The sequence below is a fragment of the Tessaracoccus yangjingae genome, assembly GCF_054483935.1.
The window spans coordinates 3,187,425-3,210,557 of record NZ_CM137014.1 but is presented as its reverse complement, the minus strand read 5'-3'; the positions used below and the strand labels follow the sequence as shown (position 1 = coordinate 3,210,557).

General features: G+C 70.0%; 21 protein-coding genes and 1 pseudogene. 12 read left to right on the top strand and 10 right to left on the bottom strand.

The features are described 5' to 3' along the window. Positions 1–34: 34 nt before the first annotated feature. Positions 35–607: a DUF4112 domain-containing protein gene (locus ACX1D3_RS14570; RefSeq protein WP_458994532.1), complete on the bottom strand. Its 573-nt coding sequence runs from the start codon at positions 605–607 to the stop codon at positions 35–37. Between the two features lie 33 nt (positions 608–640). Here ACX1D3_RS14570 and gltX point away from each other — a divergent pair, with 33 nt between their 5' ends. Then, entirely contained in the window at positions 641–2,095 is a 1,455-nt protein-coding gene (gene gltX / locus ACX1D3_RS14565; RefSeq protein WP_458994531.1) for a glutamate--tRNA ligase, read from the top strand. Here the strand turns inward: gltX and ACX1D3_RS14560 are convergent. Both ACX1D3_RS14560 and ACX1D3_RS14555 read right to left on the bottom strand, forming a co-directional pair. Further along, positions 2,092–3,018, bottom strand: coding sequence for a hypothetical protein (locus ACX1D3_RS14560; RefSeq protein ID WP_458994530.1), 927 nt, complete (start codon positions 3,016–3,018; stop codon positions 2,092–2,094). The two genes, gltX and ACX1D3_RS14560, sit on opposite strands and share 4 nt — an antisense overlap. Next, positions 3,015–4,067 carry a hypothetical protein gene (locus ACX1D3_RS14555; RefSeq protein ID WP_458994529.1) on the bottom strand — a complete coding sequence of 351 codons (1,053 nt, stop codon included), beginning with the start codon at positions 4,065–4,067 and terminating at the stop codon, positions 3,015–3,017. The genes ACX1D3_RS14560 and ACX1D3_RS14555 overlap by 4 nt, the downstream gene beginning before the upstream one ends. A 97-nt stretch (positions 4,068–4,164) precedes the next feature. On the opposite strand from ACX1D3_RS14555, the gene ACX1D3_RS14550 reads away from it, so the two are divergent. From ACX1D3_RS14550 to ACX1D3_RS14540, 3 genes are all read left to right on the top strand, one after another. Beyond that, positions 4,165–4,599: an Hsp20/alpha crystallin family protein gene (locus tag ACX1D3_RS14550; RefSeq protein ID WP_458994528.1), complete on the top strand. Its 435-nt coding sequence runs from the start codon at positions 4,165–4,167 to the stop codon at positions 4,597–4,599. Between the two features lie 201 nt (positions 4,600–4,800). Next, entirely contained in the window at positions 4,801–5,136 is a 336-nt protein-coding gene (locus ACX1D3_RS14545) for a hypothetical protein (RefSeq protein ID WP_458994527.1), read from the top strand. Next, a complete protein-coding gene (locus ACX1D3_RS14540; RefSeq protein WP_458994526.1) occupies positions 5,099–5,515 on the top strand; it encodes an HNH endonuclease signature motif containing protein in 417 nt (138 codons plus the stop codon). The genes ACX1D3_RS14545 and ACX1D3_RS14540 overlap by 38 nt, the downstream gene beginning before the upstream one ends. A gap of 492 nt (positions 5,516–6,007) precedes the next feature. On the opposite strand, the gene ACX1D3_RS14535 is transcribed toward ACX1D3_RS14540, so the two are convergent. The 7 genes from ACX1D3_RS14535 to ACX1D3_RS14505 form a co-directional block, all read right to left on the bottom strand. Continuing rightward, the gene (locus ACX1D3_RS14535) at positions 6,008–6,265 is read right to left on the bottom strand and encodes a Txe/YoeB family addiction module toxin (RefSeq protein WP_458994525.1); all 258 of its coding nucleotides are present in this window, start codon (positions 6,263–6,265) and stop codon (positions 6,008–6,010) included. Beyond that, positions 6,262–6,507, bottom strand: a complete 246-nt coding sequence (locus tag ACX1D3_RS14530) for a type II toxin-antitoxin system Phd/YefM family antitoxin (RefSeq protein ID WP_458994524.1) — start codon at positions 6,505–6,507, stop codon at positions 6,262–6,264. Before ACX1D3_RS14530 ends, ACX1D3_RS14535 begins: the two co-directional genes overlap by 4 nt. A gap of 138 nt (positions 6,508–6,645) precedes the next feature. Continuing rightward, complete coding sequence (locus tag ACX1D3_RS14525) at positions 6,646–7,608, bottom strand: glutathione S-transferase family protein (RefSeq protein ID WP_458994523.1); 963 nt, start codon at positions 7,606–7,608, stop codon at positions 6,646–6,648. A 50-nt stretch (positions 7,609–7,658) separates the two neighbouring features. Then, positions 7,659–9,410 carry a DEAD/DEAH box helicase gene (locus ACX1D3_RS14520; RefSeq protein WP_458994522.1) on the bottom strand — a complete coding sequence of 584 codons (1,752 nt, stop codon included), beginning with the start codon at positions 9,408–9,410 and terminating at the stop codon, positions 7,659–7,661. A gap of 64 nt (positions 9,411–9,474) precedes the next feature. Then, complete coding sequence (locus ACX1D3_RS14515; RefSeq protein ID WP_458994521.1) at positions 9,475–10,839, bottom strand: cryptochrome/photolyase family protein; 1,365 nt, start codon at positions 10,837–10,839, stop codon at positions 9,475–9,477. A 142-nt stretch (positions 10,840–10,981) separates the two neighbouring features. Continuing rightward, positions 10,982–11,650, bottom strand: a complete 669-nt coding sequence (locus ACX1D3_RS14510; RefSeq protein WP_458994520.1) for an exonuclease domain-containing protein — start codon at positions 11,648–11,650, stop codon at positions 10,982–10,984. Next, the gene (locus ACX1D3_RS14505) at positions 11,647–13,470 is read right to left on the bottom strand and encodes a DUF294 nucleotidyltransferase-like domain-containing protein (RefSeq protein WP_458994519.1); all 1,824 of its coding nucleotides are present in this window, start codon (positions 13,468–13,470) and stop codon (positions 11,647–11,649) included. The genes ACX1D3_RS14510 and ACX1D3_RS14505 overlap by 4 nt, the downstream gene beginning before the upstream one ends. Positions 13,471–13,646: 176 nt before the next feature. On the opposite strand from ACX1D3_RS14505, the gene ACX1D3_RS14500 reads away from it, so the two are divergent. From ACX1D3_RS14500 to rplB, 8 genes and pseudogenes are all read left to right on the top strand, one after another. Then, on the top strand, positions 13,647–16,628 hold the full coding sequence (locus tag ACX1D3_RS14500; RefSeq protein ID WP_458994518.1) for a glycoside hydrolase family 2 TIM barrel-domain containing protein: 2,982 nt from the start codon (positions 13,647–13,649) through the stop codon (positions 16,626–16,628). A gap of 179 nt (positions 16,629–16,807) precedes the next feature. Further along, on the top strand, positions 16,808–19,078 hold the full coding sequence (pflB, locus tag ACX1D3_RS14495) for a formate C-acetyltransferase (RefSeq protein ID WP_458994517.1): 2,271 nt from the start codon (positions 16,808–16,810) through the stop codon (positions 19,076–19,078). Between the two features lie 2 nt (positions 19,079–19,080). After that, positions 19,081–19,905: a pyruvate formate-lyase-activating protein gene (pflA, locus tag ACX1D3_RS14490; RefSeq protein ID WP_458994516.1), complete on the top strand. Its 825-nt coding sequence runs from the start codon at positions 19,081–19,083 to the stop codon at positions 19,903–19,905. Positions 19,906–20,176: 271 nt separating this feature from the next. After that, positions 20,177–20,488, top strand: a complete 312-nt coding sequence (gene rpsJ / locus ACX1D3_RS14485; protein WP_040284687.1) for a 30S ribosomal protein S10 — start codon at positions 20,177–20,179, stop codon at positions 20,486–20,488. Between the two features lie 11 nt (positions 20,489–20,499). Further along, a complete protein-coding gene (rplC, locus tag ACX1D3_RS14480) occupies positions 20,500–21,156 on the top strand; it encodes a 50S ribosomal protein L3 (protein ID WP_458994515.1) in 657 nt (218 codons plus the stop codon). Continuing rightward, positions 21,153–21,935 (top strand): annotated as a pseudogene (gene rplD / locus ACX1D3_RS14475) (50S ribosomal protein L4); the annotation flags it as partial. The gene rplC and the pseudogene rplD, both read left to right, overlap by 4 nt. Further along, positions 21,935–22,246, top strand: a complete 312-nt coding sequence (gene rplW, locus ACX1D3_RS14470) for a 50S ribosomal protein L23 (protein ID WP_370585710.1) — start codon at positions 21,935–21,937, stop codon at positions 22,244–22,246. The pseudogene rplD and the gene rplW, both read left to right, overlap by 1 nt. Before the next feature lie 33 nt (positions 22,247–22,279). Continuing rightward, on the top strand, positions 22,280–23,116 hold the full coding sequence (gene rplB / locus ACX1D3_RS14465) for a 50S ribosomal protein L2 (protein WP_458994514.1): 837 nt from the start codon (positions 22,280–22,282) through the stop codon (positions 23,114–23,116). Positions 23,117–23,133 lie beyond the last annotated feature (17 nt).

Below are 23,133 nucleotides of genomic sequence, written 5' to 3'. Positions count from 1 at the left end.
GGGTAAATTAGCACGCTCCCAGCGGTGCGGACCGTCAGCCGGTGGTGGCGATGAGGTGGTTGATCCCCGCGATCACCAGCACCGGAATGGCGACCATCAGCGCCACCATCGTGACCACGAGAGCCGCCACGCCGATCCAGTACCTGATCGATGCCTTCCGGACCAGCTCGCGGTTCTCGATCGTGCGGTTGAGCAGCTTGAGATTCATCTTGTTGGCGCGGAACGCCACATCGAAGAAGGCACCCACGAAGGGGATCATCCCGAGCGCCCAGTCCAGCAGCGAGTTGGCGCCCATCCGGAGCAGGACGGGCAGCGGTGCCCGGAGCCTGATGGCGTCCGCCATGACCACGCTGCCGAACGCCGCGCCCATGGCGGTTCCCGCCCACGGGATGAAGGAAAGGAACGGGTCCACCCCGATGCGGACCTTCGTGCCGGGCACCTGCACCAGGTCGTCGAGGATGTAGCTGAAGGTGCGGGTCATCTGGGCGGGCTTGGGCGGGGGAGAAGCGGCCAGGTCGGCCCGAATCTGCGCGCGCGCAGCCGGATCCGGGCCGGGCTGTGCGTGGTGCAGCGCCCTGGCCGGCGTGAGGCCGGGTTCCGTGGTCATGCAGTCCAGAATGCCCGATAGGGTGAAACCACTATGAGCATTGATGCGATTCCCGCGCGCACCCGGGTTGCCCCGTCGCCCACCGGAGACCCCCACGTGGGCACGGCCTTCATGGCATTGTTCGACCTGGCCTGGGCCCGGAAGACCGGGGGCGCGTTCGTCCTGCGCATCGAGGACACGGACCAGGCCAGGCTGGTGGAGGGCAGCGAGCAGCAGATCTACGACTCCCTCGAGTGGCTGGGCCTGCAGGCCGACGAGGGCCCGCACACGGGCGGTGACTTCGGCCCCTACCGGCAATCCGAGCGGCTGGACACCTACCGTCCGTTCGTCGAGCAGCTGATCGCCGACGGGCACGCCTACCACTGCTGGTGCTCCTCGGAGCGGCTGGTCGAACTGCGCAGGGAGCAGGAGGCGCAGAAGCTCTCAGTGACGGGCTACGACCGCCTCTGCCTGGGCAAGACCCGCGAGGAGCGGGCGGCGCTACCCGGGTTCTCGGAGACGCCCGTGGTGCGGATGCTCATCCCCGACGATGTGCCGCTGGAGTTCGAGGACATCGTGCGCGGCACGGTGAAGGCGCCAAGGCCCGACGACCAGGTGATCCTCAAGGCGGACGGGTTTCCGACCTACCACCTCGCGGTGGTGGTCGACGACCACCTGATGGGCATCAACACCGTCGTGCGCGGCGAGGAGTGGATCTCCTCGACGCCCAAGCACGTCCTCCTCTACGACTGGCTCGGCTGGAAGCGGCCCGCGTTCGCCCACATGCCGCTGCTGCGCAACACGGACAAGTCGAAGATCTCCAAGCGCAAGAACCCGGCCGCCAGGCTGATGTGGTTCAAGGAGCAGGGCTACCTGCCCGAGGCGGTGCGCAACTTCCTCCAGTTGCTGGGCTACGCCGGCGACGAGGACCACGAGGTGTCGACGTTCGACGAGTTCGTCGCGGCCTTCTCGTGGTCCAAGGTCAACACCGTCGGGCCGATCTTCGACCTGAAGAAGCTGGACTGGCTCAACGGCCACTACATCCGCACGCTCACCGCGCACGAGTTGGCCGACCGGATCCTCGAGTTCGAGGCGGGCTGGGACCCCAGCCCCGCCGAGGTGGAGATCCTGCGCAGCGCCGTGCCGATCATCCAGGAGCGGCTGGTGCTCCTCAAGGACGCCCGGCCGCAGCTCGACTACCTCTTCGCGGCCGACGACGCTCTGGTGATCGACGATGACGCCCGCGCAGGGCTGGCCGAGAACGCGGCCGACGTGCTGGACGCGGCGATCGCCGTCGCGGAGACGGTCCCCTTCAGCACCGACGCCATCCAGGCCGGCCTGCGTGAGCGCATCGTCGAGGGGATGGGCATCAAGCCGAAGTTCGCGTTCGCGCCGATCCGCGTGGCGATATCCGGCCGCAAGGTGTCGCCGCCGCTGTTCGAGTCGATGGAGATCCTGGGCCGCGAGCCCTCGCTGGTCCGACTCCGCGCGCTGCGAGCCTCGCTCTAGTCGGCGCGGAGTCCCTCGAGGGCGGGGCGGGTGCCGCCGACCATCAACGGCGCCTCGGAGGCCGACGGCAGGTAATGCAGCCGGAGCCCTCCGAGGAGACGCGCTAGCTGGATCCTTGCCGCCGCCCGTTCCCCCTCCGACACTGCCTCGTTGGCGAGCCGTGCCGCCTTCACGGCCCGCCTGGCCGGGCGTCGGGCAGTCAGCGGCAGATGGCCGAGGCCCAGCCGTTCGGCGTTGGCGCGTGCTGCGTCAAAGGCAATGCTGAGTCGGCGGGACAGCGCATCGAGGGCAGGGCGATCGATCCGGCCCTGCTCGTCGTCCCACTGCATAAGCAGGAGGCTGAACTCCCTCGTGAGAGGGACGCCGTCGTCGAAGAGCGCCGAGTTCTCGATCCGGTAGACGACGTCGGTGAGCAGCTCCCCGTAGTCGGCCTTGATCCCCTCGACCCGCTCGCGCGCGGCCTCTGGGTCGGCCGGTTCTGTGAGCGTGCCCAGGACGTAGGTCACGGCCGACGACTGGCGGGGCAACTCACGCAGGCCAGGGTAGAGGTCGTCGAAGGTGAGACCCTCGGGCAAGCGGATCGAAGCTTGGCCGAACGGGCGTTCCCAGTCCAGGGTGGCGCGGACGGCGGTCTCAGCGGCGGTGGGCCACCGAACCCCTCTGACGACGGTGATGCGGCCGACGATGGCGATGTTGCAGTACTGGCGGACGAAGTCCTCGAGTCGCCGGCGACGGGGGACCGTCACGGTGTGCGCCGTGACGTCGCCGCGGATGGATGAGTACTTCACCGTGACGCGGGGGCCGGCGAGCCGGGCTTGGAGGACGAACGGGGTGACCGGCCCGACCAGGAATGCGGACGAGACGACGAGAGTGAGGCCCGCGAGGTCTTCGAGGCGACTCAGCGGGCGGACGCTGGGACTCACGACGCCGCGTCCAACTGGGCCCGCTGGGACGCGAGCATGCGTGGGAGATCGTGCGCGCTCGGTAGGTAGTGCAGCGCGAGGTCGTCCAACAGCCCGCCCAGTTGCGCCAGTGCGGCCTCCCGCTCGCCGGCGGTGGCAGGGTGCGCGGCCAGCGCGGCGACCTTCAGCGCCCGGCTCCCTGCCGGTTGGGCCTGCGTGGGGAGGTGGGCCAGTCCGACCCGTTCGGCGTAGTCGCGTGCGGTCCGGAACGACAAGAGGACCTCATAGGACAGGCGGCCCCGGTCGTCGCGGTCCAGGTGATCGGCGTCGTCGTCCCACTTCAGCAGGTCCAGGAGGAAGCGATGCGTCGTGGGCACCGAGGAATCAAAGAGCGCGGAGTTCTCGATCCGGTAGACGATGTCTCCTCGGAGTCGCCCGTAGTGGTCCTTGACCCCGTTGACCCGCGCGAACGCCTCATCCGTCGGCGTCGGCTCCCCGGCGGGTGGACCCGGGGGAGCGAGACGCGCGTGGATCTCCGACTCGGTGAAGGTCCTGGTGCCCTGAGGTTCTCTGGCCACACGTATGGCGGTGCGGGTCCTCCGATGTGTCGCCGTGGTGACCAGCGCGAGGAGCGGGCCGAGCGCCAGCGGGAGCACCCACCAGACTCCGATGGCGACGGCGATGGCTGAGCTCAGGGCCAGGGCTACCGCAGCCAGGGTCAGGAGCCATGCACGGGACACGCGAGGTGTCACGTGACCCCGTTCGCTCCACATGACGCCAGGTACGACGATGGCCCGGTCCACCTGCGAACCCAACTGTTCGTCGACGAAGTCGTCCAACCGCCGCCACGATGGAACCTTCACCCGGCCCGGCGGGTCCGTGTCTCCGATGGGACCGTACGTGACGGTGACCGTGTCCTTGACGACGTTGCTCTTCGGCGTGTGGCGCTTCACCTGGATCATCTGCGGGGTGTCTCGGACATCGGCGACCACGGCGACCGAATGGCCCGCCAGCGCGCCGAGTGGGATGCCGGGCGACAGCAGTGACCAGTGGGGCAACGGCGTCGTCATGGCGTCATCGTAGGCCCCGCCGAACTTGCGAACAGAGTTGAGCGGAGTACACTCAACTCATACGAGTCCGGCACTCACGACACAGAAAGGACCTGACATGCCTGGCTTTGATCCCTTCCGCGACATCGACCGCCTCCTCGGCGACGTGACCCGCACCCCGGCCTCAGTGGCGATGCCGATGGACCTCTACCGAACCGGTGACGAGTTCGTCGCGCACATCGACCTGCCGGGCGTCGATCCCGCCAGCATCGACATCGACATGGACGGTGCCACCGTCACCGTCCGCGCGGAGCGCAAGAACCCCGTCGCAGACGACGGCGCCCAGTGGCTGACGCGCGAGCGCGCCGTCGGCACCTTCGCCCGTCAGCTGACGCTCGGCCGCGGGCTCGCCACGGAGAAGATCAGCGCCTCGTACTCCGACGGGGTCCTGACGCTCACGATCCCCGTCGCCCAGGCCGCGAAGCCCCGCAAGATCGAGGTGCAGCACACTGCGAAGGCGAACCAGATCGAGGGCAGCGTCGAGTCCGAGTAGCCGCAGCCCGAGGGCCGATCGGCCCTCGCCGCCCGCGACGGCGGGGCGCCCTGCAGCGGCGCCCCGCCGTCGCCTGTCTCGGGTCGGATCGGAGGCCCGACGATGCCGACCTTGGGGTTGTCGAGACTTCTTTCAGATTTCTTCTCCAGGGATTCGGTTCTGGGCCGAAAACTGTCAGCGGGGTCCGCAAGAATAGTACACATGAGCGACACCGTGGTGGACCTGGCGCAGCGGTATATCGCTGCGCTGTGGGAGGCTGCCGGTTCTCTTGGTGCTGATGATGTGGCGGTTGAGCGGCTGGCTGGTTTGCTCGCGGACGTGACGGAGGCCGAGGCCCAGCTCGCGGGGGTGCGCCTCCATCTGTTGAACGAGGCCCGCCTGTCCGCTGCCGATGCGGTGGTCGAGGGGGTGCGGCAGTCGGTGCGCACCGCGGCGCAGGCGACGGCCGCGCTGCGACTGTCGCAGGATTGCCGCACTGGTCCTGCGGGACCAGGGCTGCGTGTTCCCCGGCTGCACCGCACCGCCCGCCGCCTGTGAAGCCCACCACATCGTCCCCAGGCGCGACGGCGGACCATCGTGCCTAGCCAACGGCGTATTGCTCTGCCCACACCATCGTCGGCTCGTCGAACCCGACCCCCTCCATTCGGAGAAGTCGCAGTGGCAGGTGCACCTCGCCGCGGCCACAGGGCTGCCGCGGTTCACCCCGCCGCTTCACACCGACCCGCATCGTCGGTCCCGGCAACACCAGCGACACCGGCTCCAACAGGTCTGGCCCCGCGCCGAGGCGCCACCATGCCCACACCCCGCCGCCGACCCGCCTGACCCTGATCCGTGGGCCCCAGGAGCGCTGCTGCGCTCCCGCGCCCACCTCGATGCGCTCATCCAGCCCAGCCCAGCCTGGCCCCCGGCCGACTGACCACAGAGGCCTGGCGCCGCGAAGTCAGCGGCAGAAGCGTGCAGCCGTCGGTCCCGAGCAGGGCATTCTTGACTCGTGCGCAACTCAAAGTGGCTCCGCCCGGTGGCCTGGCTCACGGACCTCTTCCATGATCCGTGCGCACATGCTCCAGTGGCCATGAGTGGGGTCCGTGAGGAGGCGCGGCGCCTGCTCGCAGGAGACCTCACGGAACGGGAGTTCGTCTGCGTCCGGCTGCCTCAGCCATACCTACTCTCGGAGCCAGACATGTCCGGTGCGGCAAGATAGGACGTTGTGTGCCCATGCTGTGAGGGGCCGCCGCGGCCGCGCGGCGTCCATGTTGTTCAGTTCGTTTCGTTGCGCCGTCAGGTGAACAAGGTGGGTGCAGGGTAGGCCTTGTTTAGTCCATTTTCGCCACCGGTAAGGGTGAGGGTGGTCGTGCTCGGGGACACCGGGGCCGAAGGCTACCCTCGCACACCGCGGCAGATGAGTTGGTCAGCTGTAGTGGAAGCGTGCCTGCAGGATGATCAGGTCGTCGCCGTCGACCAGGTACACCAGGCGGTGCTCCTCGGTGATCCGTCGGGACCACGCACCCGCCAGCACATGTCGCAGTGGTTCGGGCTTACCGATTCCGCTGACGGGGTCGCGCATCGCGTCGTCGATGAGGCGGTTGAGTCGTTTGAGTGTCTGCCGGTCGGCTGCCAACCAGTACGTGTAGTCCGACCAGCCGTTCGGTGTGACGACCAGCCTCATCGAATGAGGTCGTGCTCGTCGCGCTGCCCCGCATGCGCCTGGGCAAGGCTTTCGAGCAGGTGTCGTGCGTTGGCGGGCACCCGCAGGAGGTGAGCAGTCTCCTCGAGCGCGTCGTAGTCAGCTCGGGACATGAGCACTGCATCGCCCCGCCGGGAAGTGATCTCGACCGGCGTGCGGTCATCGTTGACCTGCTCGATCAGCGGGAACAGGTTCTTGCGAGCTTCACTTGCGGTGATAGCCATGGCTACCCCTCCTCCATTGGTACTACTTCTTGTACCAGTATGGCATCGAGGTCAACGATAGCCAACCACCGACCATCGGCTGACCGTGTGGTCGCTCAAGGGCATGTGTGGAAGGGGCGGCGCCGGTAGGCGGATGACTCAGAGGGCGCCCCGCCCGTGCGGGGTGTGCCATCCGCTGAGGTCCGGGCCCTTGGGCACGATGCTCAGCGGGTTGAGGTCCGTGTGCACCACGTAGTAGTGGCGCTTGATCTGCTCGAAGTCCACGTTGCTGCCGAAGCCCGGCGTCTGGAACAGGTCGCGGGCGTAGCCCCAGAGATTCGGCAGCTCGATGAGCTTGTTGCGGTTGCACTTGAAGTGCCCGTGGTACACGGCGTCGAAGCGCACCAAGGTGGTGAACAGGCGCACGTCGGCCTCGGTGATCGACGCGCCCATGAGGTAGCGCCGCGTCGCGAGACGCTCCTCCAGCCAGTCGAGGGCCGCCCAGAGTCGGTCGTAGGCGGCGTCGTAGGCCTCCTGTGAGCCTGCGAACCCGCAGCGGTAGACGCCGTTGTTGACCTCGGTATAGACCCGCCGCATGACCTCCTCCATCTCGTCGCGCAGGTCCGCGGGCCACAGGTCCGGGGCGTCCGCCCGGTGGTAGGCCTTCCACTGGAAGAAGAGGTCCTCGGTGATCTGGGGGAAGTCGTTGGTCACCACCATCCCGGTGGGCTCGTCGACGATGGCCGGCACCGTGATGCCGCGCGGGTACCCGGGGAAGCGCTTCTCGTAGGCGTCCTTCAGCCTGGAGATGCCGAGCACCGGGTCGACACCGCCGGGGTCCAGATCGAACGTCCATGAGTCGGCGTCGTGCGTGGGGCCGGGGTTGCCCATCGAGATCGCGTCCTGCAGCCCGAGGAGGTCCCGGACGATGATGGCGCGGTTGGCCCAGGGGCACGCGTAGGCGGCGATCAGGCGGTAGCGGCCCGGCTCCACCGGATAGTCGTCGGTGCCCGGCCTGGGGTCGGCCATGATGCGGGTGCCGATGTAGCGGGTGTCGCGCCTGAACTCCCTGCCCTTCGAGGAGTAGACGCCGCCCGTGGAGTGCTCTTCATGTTCGCCCATGGCCCCAGCCTAGTTGATGCTTCAACTTATTTCCAGGGGTGTGTGAGTTCTCAGCCCTTGAGCCACGTCCGGATGGCCTTGACCCGCTGCTCGACCTCGGACTGGGAGGCCTGCGCGAGCGCCGGCCCGCCGCACTCGCGGCGGAGGTCCGCGTGCACGTGGCTGTGCGGCACGCCCTTGAGGCGGGCGTACTGGGCCACCAGCGAGTTCAGCTCCTTGCGCTTCGAGGCCAGCGCCCGGTGCAGGGCCACCTCCGGCTCCGCCTTCCGGTCGTCGCGCTCCCGGCGCTTCAGCTGGCGCCTCTGCCGGTCCGCGAGGAGGGCGCTGACCTGGCTGGGCTCGAGCAGGCCGGGCAGGCCCAGGTAGTCCTGCTCGTCGATCGACGTCGGCTCGGCGTGCATGCCGAACGCCTGCGCGTCGAACAGCACATGGTCGAAGGTGGCGGTGGACTCCAGCGCCTCGAACTGGCCGAGGAGGTCGTCGGCGGCCGACTCGCTCTGGTTCGCCCGCTCGATGAGGGCCTCCGTCTCGGCCCAGATGTCCGTCTCGTCGGACTTGGGCCTGCCCAGCACGTGGTCGCGTTGCTTCTCGATGGTCGCGGCGTGGGCCAGCAGGACCGGCACGGTGGGGAGGAAGACGGTGGCCACCTCCCCGCGACGCCGGCTGCGCACGAACCGCCCGACGGCCTGGGCGAAGAACAGCGGGGTGGAGGTGGCGGTGGCGTACACGCCGACGGCGAGGCGCGGCACGTCGACCCCCTCGGAGACCATCCGCACCGCGACCATCCACCGCTCGTCCGAGGTGGAGAACGTGTCGATGCGCCCAGAGGCCGACGAGTCGTCGGACAGGACGACGCAGGGCTTGACGCCGGTCAGCTCGTGGAGCTGCCGCGCGTAGGCGCGTGCGGTGGTCTGGTTGGTCGCGATGACCAGCCCCGCGGCGTCGGGGACGTGGCGGCGGACCTCGGTGAGGCGCCTGTCGGCGGCGGCCAGCACCGCCGGGATCCACTCACCGGTGGGCGCCAGGGCGGTGCGCCAGGCGTGGGCGGTCAGGTCCTTGGTCATCGGCACGCCGAGGTCCGCAGCAAGCTCGTCGCCCGCCTTCGTCCTCCATCGCATCTGGCCGCCGTAGTTCATGAACAGCACCGGCCGCACCACGTGGTCCGCCAGGGCCTCGGTGTAGCCGTAGGTGTAGTCCGCCCGCGACTGCATCACGCCCGGGGCCAGCTCGTCGTAGGCGACGAAGGGGATGGGGTGCTCGTCGGAGCGGAACGGGGTGCCGGTGAGCGCGACCCGCCGGGTGGCGTGGGTGAAGGCGAAGGTGACGGCCTCCCCCCAGCTCTTGGAGTCGCCGGCGTGGTGGATCTCGTCGAAGATGACCAGCGTCTCCTTCGAGTGGCACAACGCCTCGTACACGTAGGAGCGGGCCGCGACACCCGCGTAGGTCACCGCGGAGCCGTGGTACTCCTTGGCGCGCCCGCGCCTCGACGACCCGCCCAATCCGGGGTCGAGCTGGATGCCGACGCGGGCCGCGGCGTCGGCCCACTGCACCTTGAGGTGCTCGGTGGGGGTCACCACGACGATGCGCCGGACGGTGCGCGACGCCATCAGGGTGAGCGCGATGCGCAGCGCGAACGTGGTCTTGCCGGCGCCGGGGGTGGCCACGCAGAGGAAGTCGCGCGGCTGGTCCCGCTCGTACTGCTCCAGCGCCGACGCCTGCCACGTGCGCAGCGACGACGCGGTGCCCCACGCCGCGCGTTGCGGGAAGGCGGGAGACAGGTGGTCCAGCGCGGAGGAAGACATACGGTCGGTGACTCTAGCCAACAGGGGGCCGCCCACCCAAGCCCCGACACGCCGGTCGGAGCCGTCAGCCGGCGCGCAGGCCCTCGTAGGCGGCCAGGGCCCGGCTGCGTCCGTCGGCGAGCGCGACGACCGGCTCGGGCCGGTGGCCGAGGTCCACCCGCCAGGAGAGGGGGGCGGCGGCGGCGAACTCCCGCGCACCCTCGTCGTGCGGCGCGAGCCAGTGCGAGCGGTACAGCGCGCGCGGGTCGAACTTGGTGGCCTGCGTGTCGGGGTTGAAGATCCGGAAGTAGGGGGAGGCGTCCGGGCCGCAGCCGGCCACCCACTGCCAGTTCATCGCGTTCGACGCCGGGTCCCAGTCGGTCAGCGTCTGCCCGAACCAGGCCAGGCCCACCCGCCAGTCGGTGAGGAGGTGCTTGGTGAGATAGCTGGCCGCGATCATCCGCACGCGGTTGTGCATCCGGCCGGTGGCGAACAGTTCGCGCATGCCGGCGTCGACCATCTCCACGCTCGTCAGGCCGCGACGCCACAGCTCCGCGGCCTCGCCGTCGCCCTCCCAGGGGAAGGCCTCCCACTCGGGGCGCCAGCAGCGCTCGCCGAGGTCCGGCGACTCGTGGAACAGCTCGCGGGCGAACTCCCGCCATGCCAGCTCGGAGAGAAAGGACTCCACGCCCGGGGCACCCGCACGCCAGGCGGGCAAGCAGTGGTGCCAGATGCGCCGGGCGCTGATCTCGCCCACGGCCAGGGCGTCGGAGAGCCCGGAGGTGGCGGGGCGCCACGGCTCGTCCCGGTGTCGCGGGTAGTCCGCGACCGCGTCGTCGAGGAAGGCGGCGAGGCGTCGGTGGGCGGAGTCCTCGCCCGCCTCGACGTGGCCGGCGACGACGTCCCAGCCCCGGTTCATCGAGGTGCGGGCCTCGGGCCAGTCGAGGGCCTCCGACCGCGGCCACGCCTCGGGCGCGCGGAGCTCCGGGGCCTCCAGGGGTGCCTGGATCGGGACCTGCTTCAGCGCCTTGAAGAAGGGCGAGTAGACCCGGAACACGCCGCCGGAGCCGGTGCGCACCGAGCCACGGGGGACCAGGTCTGCCAGGGGGTGCAGGTGGAGCGGCACGCCCGCCGTCGCGAGGCCCTCGTCGTCGGCGAACGGGAAGCCGACGGTGGTGTGCACGGCCGTGGCGGACGCCTCCCGAAGGACCTCGGACAGCACGTCGGCGGGTCGTCCGCGGCGGACGATCAGGCGGCTGCCGCGACGCCTCAGCTCGGCGTCGAGCCCGGGCAGGCTCATGGCCTGCCGCTGCGCCGAGGCCGGATGCGCGGCGGCCTCGTCCGGATCCAGGATCACGAGCGGCACGACGGCGCCCTCGGCCGCGGCGGCCACGAGGGCCGGGTGGTCGTCGAGACGCAGCACGCGCCTGAACCAGCAGATCGTGGTCATCGGGGGAATCAAGCTCCTGTGCTCGGTGGGCCCGGAGGCGTGGGGTGTGGGGCGAGTCTAGGCGTCCATATCCAGATGGCGGTGGTGCCAACTCTCCCGAACCGGTGCGCCGCGGCGAGGGCTGACCGATCAGAGATAAGGCTCAGGACAGCCGGAGGAGCTGGCCCAGGTCCTTGACGCCCAGCTCCTGAGCGAGGGCGAGGTAGAGCTCGCCGCAGGCAAGGGCGTCGACGACGGCGTCGTGGCCGCGATAGTGGGGCAGGCCCGCCCGGGCACGCAGCTTCCAGAGGCGCAGCGCGTCTCGCGGGTGGTCCTCGTCGAAGCCCAGCGCGCGATGCCCCAGCCCCATGGTGTCGATGGCGGGCACGTCGATGCCCACCCCATACAGCCGCCGTACCGCAGCCGCGAGGAAGCCCACCTCGATGGCGGCGTGGTGCGCCAGCAGGACGCGCCCGGTGAGGCGCTCGAACACCCGGTCCACCGCCTCGGCGCTGGGGATGGCGCCGGCGAGCTCGTCGTCGGTGATCTGGTGGATGACCGCCGACTGGCCCACGTCGCGGCCGGGATTGACGAAGAAGTTGGTGGCGGTGCCCAGCGGGATGGCCAGCCCGTCGACGTCGATCATCCCGACCGACAGGACGTGGTCGGTCCCCGGCGTCAGACCGGTGGTCTCGAAGTCGATCGCGAGGAGCGCCACCTCGCTCAGCGGTGTGGACCGGGGCTGCGGCTCGGCGAGGAGGTAGCGGCGCAGCGGGCCGTCGGGCACCTTCGCGGCGGCGCCGGCGTTGGTGCGCCGGAAGGGCCAGATCATGAGATGAACTGGGTCTGGAACGTCACGGTGAGCGCGGACTGGGCCTTGCCGACGATCGTGAAGGCGTCGCGGAGGTGGCGGCGCTCGAAGTCGGACAGGTCTCCCGGGTCGATGTGGTTGTCCGGCTCCAGACCCGCCGCCACCTGCCTGCCCTGGTGCTGCAGCCGGGTGTAGCCGAGGAACTCGTAGGCGTCGAGGAGGTTGTCCACCTCCGCACCGTGCTCGGCGGCCGCGAGCAGCCTGCCCCGGGTGGAGACCTGGGGGAGCCCCTTGTGCAGCGCGTGGATGCGGGCCACGTCGACGATCGGGTTGATCCCGCCCAGCTTGATGTCCAGCCGGTCCCGGTGCTGCCCCTTCTTCTCGACGACCAGGCCCCTCAGGAATCCGATGGGCACCTCGGCGTCGTTGGCGTGCTTGGCGAGGTGCCCCAGGAACCGCGACGACGACGGCGCTGTGCGCAACACCCGCTGCTGCAGCGCCACGTAGAGGGTCTGGTCGCCGTGGATGGGGCGCATGTCGAAGAAGATCGACGAGTTGAGCACCGCCTCCGAGGTGGGCGCGGCCAGCCAGGCGCCGAACTCGCGGCTCCAGGCGGCCAGGGGCTTGCGCCACTGTGGGTTGGTGGCCATGGCCTCGCCCTTGCAGCGGGGAAAGCCGCACTCCACCAGTCCGGCGGTCACGAACTCGGCCAGCTGGGCGAAGTAGGCGTCGTGCTCGTCGCGGTAGTCGTCGCTGAGGATGAGGGCGTGGTCCTGGTCGGAGGCGAGGGCCTGCTCGCCGCGCGCCAGCGAGCCGAGGGCCACCCAGCAGTACGGCACCGGGGGCGGGCCGAGGCGCTCCTCCGCCAGGTCGAGCAGCCGCTGCCACAGCGCCTCGGTGGTGCGGCTGACGATGCGGGTGATGTCCTCCGCGGTGGCGTCCTGACGCAGGAGGCGGCCCACCAGTCTCGGGACCCGCCCCATGACCCTCGCCAGGGAGGCCGGGTCGTGCTGCCTGGCCAGGTCACCCACCACGTAGAGCGGGCTGGACCGCTCGAGGCGCATGAGGTCGCCGGAGGTGACCATGCCGAGGATCCGGTCGCCGTCCATCACCGGGAGGTGGTGGATCTTGTGCTCCACAAGGTGGAGCAGCACGTCGAGGGCAAGCGCGTCGTGGGCGATGGTGTGTGGAGCGCTCGACATGGACTCGGCCAGCGGCGACGACGGGGGCACGGCCCGCGCCACCACGCGGCGGAGGTCGCGGTCGGTGAGGATGCCGGCGAGGCGGTCGCCGTCGGTGACGAGGATGGCGGAGACCCGGGCCTGGTCCATCGCCTGGGCGGCCTCCCCGACGGTGGCGCCGACGTGGATGGTGATCGGGGAGCGGGTGAGCATCTCCGAGACCGGCACCTGGAGGACGGGCCCGCCCTCGGGCACCTGGCGGGTGACGTCGCTCAGCCGCGACTCGGTGAAGTAGCGCCGCACCTCCGGCACGGCCAGGAGTTCGCGCACCACGTCGGGTGCGAAGCCCCACAGCAGTGTGTCCTCCAGGGCGGTGAACGTGAAGCGCGAGGGCCGCTCCTCGATGATGGACAGCTGCCCGAAGCAGGCGCCCTGCTCGTCGTGATCGACCAGCGCGCCGTCGGCGTCGACGATCTCCACGGCCCCGGAGCGGACCAGGAACATCGCGGTGGGGGCGGCCCCGGCCGCCAGGATCACCGTCCCGCGACGCACGTAGCGGCCCACCGCCCGCTTCGCGAAGGCGGCGATGCGGCCCGGCGGCAGCAGGGACCACGGCTCGCGGGCCGCGAGGAACTGGGTGATGTCGGCGAGCTCGGACACGGCGGATCCCCTTCGATCAGTCGGTGGCCGCAGCCTATCCCTCCCGGCCATGCGTGGCACGACACGCCGGCTGAGTTGGTGCCCGGGTGCCGGGAGGGAGCCGGGGTGGGGGCGCGTCGGCGTGTCGTGCACAGGGAGTGGGCGCTGGATAGGCTGGGGAGGAGTCTCAGCGAGCCATGGAGGGCAGAGCAGTGTCGGAGATCGAGTCGTTCGCGCCGGGGTCCGGGCGACGGGTGCGGCCGAGGTCGCGGGTGGCGTCGGACGCCGCCGAGATCGACCTGAGCGGCACGTGGCGGTTCAGGTTCTCCGCGCGCCCGGACCTCGCGCCGGAGGGCGCCGCCGCGCCGGACCTCGACGACTCGGCGTGGGACGAGATCCGGGTGCCCAGCCACTGGGTGCTGCAGGGCCGCGACGACTGGGGCAGGCCCGCCTACACCAACGTCAACTTCCCCTTCCCGGTTGAGCCGCCCTTCGTGCCCGACGACAACCCGACGGGGGATTACCGCGTCGCGTTCGACCTGCCCGAGGACTTCGGCCACCGGGTCCACCTGCGCTTCGACGGCGTGGAGTCGCTGGCCATCGTCTCCCTCAACGGCTCACAGGTGGGCGTGGTGCGGGGCAGCCGGCTGGCCCAGGAGCTCGACGTCACGGCTGAGGCGCGCCCCGGCCGCAACGTGCTCCACGTGCGCGTGCACCAGTGGTCCGCGGCGAGCTACGTCGAGGACCAGGACCAGTGGTGGCTCCCGGGCATCTTCCGCCCCGTGACCGTGCTGGCGCGCCCCGCGGCCGGCATCGACGACGTGTGGCTGCGGGCCGACTTCGACCCCGAGACCGGCGAGGGCACCCTGCTGCCCGAGGTCAGGGCCGGCGACGACGCCTACCCCGTCACGGTGACCATCGACGAGCTCGGCCTCGCCGCGACATTCGAGGCCCCCGGCGACGTCGCCCCGATCCCGGTGGGCCCCGTCGCCCCCTGGAGCGCGGACCGCCCACGCCTCTACGACGCGCGCGTCGGCAACGCCGTCGAGACCCGGACGCTGCGGGTGGGGTTCCGCCGCATCGAGATCGTCGGCCACGAGTGGCGCGTCAACGGCCGCAAGCTGCGCATCCGCGGCGTCAACCGGCACGAGTACGACCCCGACCACGGACGGGTGTTCAACACTGAGAAGGTGCGGGCCCAGCTCCACCTGATGAAGCGGCACAACATCAACGCGGTGCGCACCTCGCACTACCCGCCCCACCCGGACTTCTTCACGCTCACCGACGAGATCGGCCTGTGGGTGATCGATGAGTGCGACCTCGAGACCCACGGTTTCGAGCGCGGCGGCTGGGTGGACAACCCCACCGACGATCCCCGCTGGCGAGAGGCGCTGGTGGATCGCGCCGAGCGCATGTTCGAGCGGGACAAGAACCACCCGTCGATCGTCGCGTGGTCGCTCGGCAACGAGGCGGGCACCGGCGCGAACGCGGCGGCCATGGCCGCCTGGCTGCACCGCCGCGACCCCGAACGCCCCGTGCACTACGAGCCCGACTTCGAGGGCCGCTACACCGACATGGTCTCGCGCATGTACGCCACGGTGGAGGAGATGGAGGACCTGTCTGCGGGCACCGGACACAACCTCCGGGGCTCCGCCGGGCGCAGCGCGGTGCTCGCCGGCCGCCCCATGATCCTGTGCGAGTACCTGCACGCCATGGGCAACGGCGCCGGGGCCGTGACCGACTACGAGGAGCGCTTCGACACCCTGCCGCAATGGCACGGCGGCTTCGTGTGGGAGTGGCGCGACCACGGCATCCGCACCACCACAGCCGACGGCGTCGAGTACTTCGGCTACGGCGGCGACTTCGGCGAGCAGCTGCATGACGGCTCGTTCGTCTGTGACGGCATGGTCCTGTCGGACGGCACGCCCACCACGATGCTGGCCGAGTACGCGGCGGTCGTGACCCCCATCAAGCTCACCGTCACCGACGAGGAGCTCGGCGTGGAGAACCGCCGCCACGACGGCGACACGGGCGACCTGCGCATCCTGTGGCGCGACGAGCTCAACGGCCGCGAGATCGCCTCGGGCGAGGTGGACATCCGCCCCGTCGCCCCCGGCGAGCTGGTGTGCGTCGAGCTGCCTGTGTTCCATGCCGCGGAGGCGGGCGAGCTGTGGCGAACCGTCGAGGCCGTGACGACATCCGACGCACCGTGGGCCCAGGCCGGGCACGTGGTCAGCCGCGTTCAGTCGCTGCTGTCGGACCCGCCGGCCACCCCCCGCCGCCCGGTGGCCGGGGCCACCCCCACCGTCGCCGACGGCCGCTACGCGCTCGGACCGGCGCGATTCGACGCCCGCACGGGCGATCTGCTCGAGTTGGCCGGCCGGGACATCGCCGGGCCCCGGCTCGAGCTCTGGCGGGCGCCCACCGAGAACGACTCGCTGGCGGGCTTCAACTCCTACGTCGAGGTGGAGCCCACCGCCTCGCGTGGGGTCGGCGCGCCCGCGCCGTCGTCGCTCGAGCAGTGGCGGGAGGCGGGCCTGGACCGCCTGCACCGTCGGGTCCTGTCGGTGACCGCGGGGCCGGGGCGCCTCACCGTGCTGCACCGGTACGCGCCGGCCGCCACCCGCGAGGCCGTCACCGTCCAGCTCGACTGGACCCTCGACGGGGACGAGCTCCGGCTGGACGCCTCGGCCGAGCCGACGAAGGGCTGGACCGGCACCTGGCCGCGCCTCGGGCTCCACCTCGAGCTTCCGGTCGGCCTCAGCAGGACCTCCTGGTTCGGCACCGGTCCCCACGAGAGCTACGTCGACTCGGCGACGGCCGCCTTCGTGGGCCGGTTCGAGTCCGCGATCGCCGACCTCGTCGTCGACTACGCCGTCCCGCAGGAGAGCGGACACCGGCTGGACCTGCGCGAGCTGGAGCTGCCCGAGCTGGGCCTGACCGTCTCCGCCGAGCGGGTGGGCGGCGAGCTGCCCGGCTTCACGCTCCGGGCCCACGACGCGCACCAGATCACCGGCGCCCGGCATCCCCACGAGCTGCCTGAGCCGACGGCCACGCATCTGTACCTGGACGCGCAGCAGCATGGGCTGGGATCGCGTTCGTGCGGGCCCGATGTGCGCCCCGAGTACATGCTGCGGCCGCGGGCCGCCGCGTGGGCGCTGAGGTTCTCCGCGGGGTAGTTGTTCCCAGCGTGGGACAGGTGGGGGGCCGGTTTCCGGAGGGTTCCTACGAGGAGTAGTATTTATCTCAATCGTTGGCGACACCGCGGTGGCCGGCTCCTGGACGGATCCGCCCCGGTTGTCGGTCGGCGGCGCTGCCAGTGCACTCGAACCCAAGCGTTCATCTCACAGGGAGCAGCATGACGGCCTCGGCCACACTTCACGACAGCACCTCCGCCGCCGACCCGTGGCACGGATTCACCCCGGGGGAGTGGCAGCGCAGCGTGGACGTCCGCGGCTTCATCCTCGCCAACTTCACGCCCTACCTGGGTGACGCGGCGTTCCTGGCCGGTCCCACCGCCAAGACGCTGCGCGTGTGGGACACGCTTCAGCGCGAGTACCTGAGCGTGGAGCGCGCCCGGCGCGTCTACGACGTCGAGACCCACATCCCGGCCGACGTCGACGCGTTCCCGGCCGGCTACATCTGCGCCGACGACGACGTCGTGGTGGGACTCCAGACCGACGTGCCGCTCAAGCGCCCCATGATGCCGCAGGGCGGCTGGCGCATGGTGGAGACCGCCATCCGCGAGGCCGGCCTCGAGCCCGACGAGCAGGTCAAGGAGATCTTCACCCGCTACCGCAAGACGCACAACGAGGCCGTCTTCGACATCTACACCCCCCGCATCCGCAAGGCGCGTAGCGCCCACCTGATCACCGGCCTGCCGGACGCCTACGGCCGCGGCCGGATCATCGGCGACTACCGCCGCGTGGCGCTCTACGGCGTCGACCGCCTCATCGAGGCCAAGCGCGTGGACCTCGACTCCGTCGCGGGCCAGCCCTTCTCCGAGAACTGGGCCCGATACCGCGAAGAGCACGCCGAGCAGATCAAGGCGCTGCAGAAGCTGAAGAACCTCGGCGCGAGCTACGGCTTCGACCTCGCCCGCCCCGCCGGCACCTTCATCGAAGCCGTCCAGTGGACCTACCTCGCCTACCTGGCCTCCGTGAAGAGCCAGGACGGCGCCGCCATGAGCATCGGCCGCCTCTCCGGTTTCTTCGACGTCTACGCCGAGCGCGACATCGCCGCCGGCACCCTCAGCGAGGAGGGCGCCCAGGAGGTCATCGACGCCCTCGTCACCAAGCTGCGGATCGTGCGCTTCCTGCGCACCAAGGACTACGACCAGATCTTCTCCGGCGACCCCTACTGGGCCACCTGGTCCGACGGCGGATTCGCCGACGACGGCCGCACGCTGGTGACGAAGACCTCCTTCCGGCTGCTGCAGACGCTGCGCAACCTCGGCCCGGCGCCCGAGCCCAACATCACCATTTACTGGGATCCGGCCCTCCCGGCCGGCTACAAGGACTTCTGCGCCGCGATCTCCATCGAGACCTCCGCGCTCCAGTACGAGTCCGACAGCCAGATCCGCTGCCACTGGGGCGACGACACCGCCATCGCGTGCTGCGTCTCACCCATGGCCATCGGCAAGCAGATGCAGTTCTTCGGCGCGCGCCTCAACACCGCCAAGGCGTTCCTCTACGCCGTCAACGGAGGCCGCGATGAGATGAGCGGCAAGCAGGTGGTCGAGGGCTTCGCGCCCATCACCGGCGACGAGCCGCTGGACTTCGACACGGTGTGGGCCAGGTACGACGAGATGCTGACCTGGGCCGTCGAGACGTACGTCGAGGCGCTCAACATCATCCACTACTCCCACGACCGCTACGCCTACGAGGCCATGGAGATGGCGCTCCACGACGACGAGATCGTGCGCACCCTCGGCTGCGGCATCGCCGGGCTGTCGATCGTCGCGGACTCGCTGGCGGCCATCCGGTACGCCACCGTCACCCCGGTGCGCGACGAGACCGGCCTCGTGGTCGACTACATCACCGAGGGCGACTTCCCCCGCTACGGCAACGACGACGACCGCGCCGACGAGCTGGCGCAGCTCGTCGTCGCGACCGTGATGGACAAGATCCGCGGCATCAAGCTGTACCGCGACGCGGTGCCCACCCAGTCCGTGCTGACCATCACGTCCAACGTGGTCTACGGCAAGGCCACCGGCGCCTTCCCCTGCGGGCACGCCGCCGGCACCCCGTTCGCGCCCGGCGCCAACCCTGAGAACGGGGCGGACACGCACGGGATGCTCGCCTCCATGATGAGCGTGGGCAAGCTCTCCTACGACGACGCGCTCGACGGCATCTCGCTGACCAACACCATCACGCCCCAGGCGCTCGGCCGCACGGGTGAGGAGCGCGTCGCCAACCTGGTCGGGATCCTGGACGCCGGCATGGGTGAGGGCCTCTACCACGCCAACATCAACGTGCTCAACCGCGAGACGCTCCTCGACGCCATGGAGAACCCCGAGAACTACCCGCAGCTCACCATCCGCGTGTCGGGATACGCCGTCAACTTCGTCAAGCTGACGCGGGAACAGCAGCTGGACGTGCTGTCGCGGACCTTCCACGAGGCCCTGTAGCCGTGACGGCGACCCTCGCGCGGCCCTCCTCGATGCTGGGCGGGCTGCCGGTGGCCGACCACCTCGACCGGGGCGAACTCCTCGCGGCGCAACGGGCGGGGGAGGTTGGTTCGGTCCATTCCTGGGAGCTGGTCACCGCCGTCGACGGGCCGGGAACGCGCATGACCACGTTCCTGGCCGGGTGCCCGCTGCGCTGTCTCTACTGCCACAACCCGGACACCATGGCCGCCTCCCGCGGCCTCCCGATCCTCGCCGAGGACCTGTTGGCCCGGATTCGGCGCTACCGCGGCGTCTTCCGAGCCACCGGGGGCGGCATCACGCTCTCCGGCGGCGAGGTGCTCCAGCAGCCCGCCTTCGCCGCGAGGATCCTGCGCGGGGCGAAGGAGATGGGCATCCACACGGCCTTGGACACCTCCGGCTTCCTGGGGCGCAACGCCACCGACCAGCTGCTGGCCGACGTGGACCTCGTCCTGCTCGACGTGAAGGCGGGCGACGAGGCGACGCACTCGCTCGTGACGGGCCGCCCGCTGGCGCCCACGCTGGAGTTCGGCCGCCGGCTCGGCGACCTCGGGATCGAGACGTGGATCCGGTTCGTCCTCGTGCCCGGTCTCACCGACGATCCCGCCTGCATCGACGGCGTCGCCGAGTACGCCGCCTCACTCCCCGCGGTCGGGCGTGTCGAGGTGCTCCCGTTCCACCAGATGGGGCGCGACAAGTGGGCCCAGCTCGGGCTCGACTATGCCTTGACCCACACTCAGCCCCCGTCCCAGGAGGGTCTTGAGGAGGCGCGCCGCGCATTCCGGGACCGCGGGCTGCGCGTCTACTGAGCATCGGCATCCGCACCGCCGTCGATTTGGCGGGCCGGGCAGACCGTGCCAGAATGGTCCGGTTGCTCCGCGAGGGGTTGGCGTCCTGTGACGCCGTGCCCCAGCGAGGTCGAGCAGACGCCCAAGCGCGAGATGTGGCCTTCCCGCCCGGAAGGTTCGCCCTCACTTGCGGCAACGAGCGCGACACTCCCGACCTCGGGGGTTGGAGTGACAAGGGGTAATACCCCGAAGGAACTTGAAATTTCCAAAGGGCTAGAGAAGAAGGAACGACGTGGCTGGACAAAAGATCCGCATCAGGCTGCGGGCGTATGACCATGAGGTCATCGACAGCTCGGCGCGCAAGATCGTCGACACCGTGACCCGCACGGGCGCGAAGGTGGCCGGCCCGGTGCCGCTGCCGACGGAGAAGAACGTGTACTGCGTCATCCGTTCGCCCCACAAGTACAAGGACAGCCGCGAGCACTTCGAGATGCGTACGCACAAGCGTCTGATCGACATCCTCGATCCGACCCCGAAGACGGTCGATTCGCTGATGCGTCTCGACCTGCCTGCCGGTGTTGACATCGAGATCAAGCTTCCGTGAGGTCTGAAGAGATGAGTGAACGAATCGTGAAGGGCATCCTGGGCACCAAGCTCGGCATGACCCAGTTGTGGGACGAGAACAACAAGGTCGTCCCCGTGACCGTGATCCAGGCCGGCCCCTGCGTCGTCACCCAGGTCCGCACCCCTGAGACCGACGGCTACTCCGCCGTCCAGCTCGGCTACGGCGCGATCAAGGCCAAGAAGGTCACCAAGCCGGCCGCCGGGCACTTCGCCAAGGCGGACGTCACCCCCCGCAAGAACCTCGTCGAGCTCCGCACCGCGGATGCCTCCGAGTTCACCCTGGGCCAGGAGCTGACCGCCGAGGTCTTCGCCGACGGCGAGATCGTCGACGTGACCGGCACCACCAAGGGCAAGGGCACCGCGGGCGTCATGAAGCGCCACGGCTTCCACGGCCTCAAGGCCTCGCACGGTGTGCACCGCAAGCACCGCTCACCGGGCTCCATCGGCGGCTGCTCCACCCCCGGCAAGGTCTTCAAGGGCCTCAAGATGGCCGGCCGGATGGGCAACGCCAAGGTCACCATCCAGAACCTCAAGGTCCACGCCGTCGACGCTGAGCGTGGACTGCTGCTGGTCCGCGGCGCCATTCCCGGCAACAACGGGTCGCTCGTCGTCGTCCGCAGCGCAGCCAAGAAGGGTGTCGTCTCATGAGCGACCTGACCGTTGACGTCGTCGACGCCAAGGGCAAGAAGGCCGGCAAGGCCGATCTCCCCGCGGCGCTGTTCGATACGCCCACCAACATCCCGCTGATCCACCAGGTCGTCGTGGCCCAGCTGGCCGCGGCCCGCCAGGGCACGCACTCCACCAAGACCCGCGGCGAGGTCCGCGGCGGTGGCATCAAGCCGTGGCGCCAGAAGGGCACCGGCCGCGCCCGTCAGGGTTCGCGCCGCGCCCCGCAGTGGGCCGGTGGCGGTGTCGTGCACGGCCCGCAGCCGCGCGACTACTCGCAGCGCACCCCCAAGAAGATGATCGCGGCGGCCCTCCGTGGCGCCCTGTCGGACCGCGCCCGCGAGGGTGGCGTCTTCGTCATCTCCGAGATCGTCGCGGGGGACAAGCCCTCCACGAAGGCGGCCATCGAGGCCCTGACCGGCGTCGCGGGTGACCTGAGCAAGGTGCTCGTCGTGCTGGACCGCTTCGAGGATGTCGCCTGGCTGAGCCTTCGCAACGTTCCGACGGTGCACGCGCTCGCCGTCGACCAGCTCAACACCTACGACGTGCTGGTCAACGACAAGGTGGTCTTCACCTCCGCAGCGCTGGCCGCGTTCTCGGCCGGTCCCGCCGGAGGGAAGTCGGCGAAGGCCGTCGCCACCGAGTCCGAGGCCGTCGCCGAGGACACCACGACCGAGACGGTCGAGATCGCCGACGAGGCCCCGGCCGCCGAGGCGCCGAAGGCCAAGGCCAAGGCCAAGAAGACTGAGGAGAAGGACAAGTGACGACAGCGCTGAAGATCCGCGATCACCGCGACGTCATCCTGCGTCCCGTGGTGAGCGAGAAGAGCTACAACCTGCTCGATGACGGCAAGTACACCTTCATCGTCTCGCCCGACGCCAACAAGACCGAGATCAAGATCGCCATCGAGGCCATCTTCGACGTCAAGGTCACCTCAGTGAACACCCTCAACCGCACCGGCAAGCGTCGCCGCACCAAGTACGGGTACGGCAAGAAGGTCGACACCAAGCGTGCGATCGTCACCGTCGCTGAGGGCCAGAGCATCGACATCTTCGGAGGCCCGGTCAACTGACCGGCGAGCCGCTGAGAGAAGGAACGAACACTCATGGGTATCCGTAAGTACAAGCCGACTACGCCGGGCCGCCGTGGCTCCAGCGTGTCCGACTTCGTTGAACTCACGCGCTCGACGCCGGAGAAGTCTCTGCTCGCGCCGAAGCCGAAGACCGGCGGCCGCAACAACACCGGGCGCATCACCACGCGCCACATCGGTGGCGGCCACAAGCAGGCCTACCGCATCATCGACTTCAAGCGCTACGACAAGGACGGCGTGCCGGCCAAGGTCGCTCACATCGAGTACGACCCCAACCGCACCGCCCGCATCGCGCTGCTGCACTACGCCGACGGCGAGAAGCGCTACATCATCGCGCCGAACGGCCTGGCGCAGGGCACGATTATCACCGCAGGTGAGGGCTCGGACATCAAGCCGGGCAACAACCTGGAGCTGCGTCAGATCCCCGTCGGCACCACGGTGCACGCCGTGGAGATGCGTCCGGGCGGCGGCGCCAAGCTCGGCCGCTCGGCCGGTGCCGCCATCCAGCTGGTGGCCCGCGAGGGCAAGTACGCCACGCTGCGCATGCCCTCGGGCGAAATGCGCATGGTCGACGTCCGCTGCCGCGCCTCGATCGGGACGGTCGGCAACGCCGAGCAGTCCAACATCAACTGGGGCAAGGCCGGCCGCAGCCGCTGGAAGGGCGTCCGCCCGACCGTCCGCGGTGTCGTCATGAACCCCGTCGACCACCCGCATGGTGGTGGCGAGGGCCGCACGTCGGGTGGCCGCCACCCCGTGTCGCCGTGGGGCAAGCCCGAGGGCCGCACCCGCGACAAGAACAAGGCGAGCAGTCGCCTGATCGTCCGCCGTCGCAAGACCGGCAAGAAGCGCTGATAGGGAGCCTGAGGAAC

What these genes read in the sequence shown, in the direction of transcription:
- ACX1D3_RS14525 (WP_458994523.1), bottom strand. Translation starts at nt 7,608, where the DNA reads ATGGGCGAACATGAAGAGCACTCCACGGGCGGCGTCTACTCCTCGAAG.
- ACX1D3_RS14530 (WP_458994524.1), bottom strand. Translation starts at nt 6,507, where the DNA reads ATGGCTATCACCGCAAGTGAAGCTCGCAAGAACCTGTTCCCGCTGATC.
- rplC (WP_458994515.1), top strand. Translation starts at nt 20,500, where the DNA reads ATGAGTGAACGAATCGTGAAGGGCATCCTGGGCACCAAGCTCGGCATG.
- rplB (WP_458994514.1), top strand. Translation starts at nt 22,280, where the DNA reads ATGGGTATCCGTAAGTACAAGCCGACTACGCCGGGCCGCCGTGGCTCC.
- ACX1D3_RS14550 (WP_458994528.1), top strand. Translation starts at nt 4,165, where the DNA reads ATGCCTGGCTTTGATCCCTTCCGCGACATCGACCGCCTCCTCGGCGAC.
- ACX1D3_RS14545 (WP_458994527.1), top strand. Translation starts at nt 4,801, where the DNA reads ATGAGCGACACCGTGGTGGACCTGGCGCAGCGGTATATCGCTGCGCTG.
- ACX1D3_RS14515 (WP_458994521.1), bottom strand. Translation starts at nt 10,839, where the DNA reads ATGACCACGATCTGCTGGTTCAGGCGCGTGCTGCGTCTCGACGACCAC.
- ACX1D3_RS14535 (WP_458994525.1), bottom strand. Translation starts at nt 6,265, where the DNA reads ATGAGGCTGGTCGTCACACCGAACGGCTGGTCGGACTACACGTACTGG.
- ACX1D3_RS14500 (WP_458994518.1), top strand. Translation starts at nt 13,647, where the DNA reads ATGGAGGGCAGAGCAGTGTCGGAGATCGAGTCGTTCGCGCCGGGGTCC.
- ACX1D3_RS14510 (WP_458994520.1), bottom strand. Translation starts at nt 11,650, where the DNA reads ATGATCTGGCCCTTCCGGCGCACCAACGCCGGCGCCGCCGCGAAGGTG.
- ACX1D3_RS14570 (WP_458994532.1), bottom strand. Translation starts at nt 607, where the DNA reads ATGACCACGGAACCCGGCCTCACGCCGGCCAGGGCGCTGCACCACGCA.
- gltX (WP_458994531.1), top strand. Translation starts at nt 641, where the DNA reads ATGAGCATTGATGCGATTCCCGCGCGCACCCGGGTTGCCCCGTCGCCC.
- pflB (WP_458994517.1), top strand. Translation starts at nt 16,808, where the DNA reads ATGACGGCCTCGGCCACACTTCACGACAGCACCTCCGCCGCCGACCCG.
- ACX1D3_RS14555 (WP_458994529.1), bottom strand. Translation starts at nt 4,067, where the DNA reads ATGACGACGCCGTTGCCCCACTGGTCACTGCTGTCGCCCGGCATCCCA.
- ACX1D3_RS14520 (WP_458994522.1), bottom strand. Translation starts at nt 9,410, where the DNA reads ATGTCTTCCTCCGCGCTGGACCACCTGTCTCCCGCCTTCCCGCAACGC.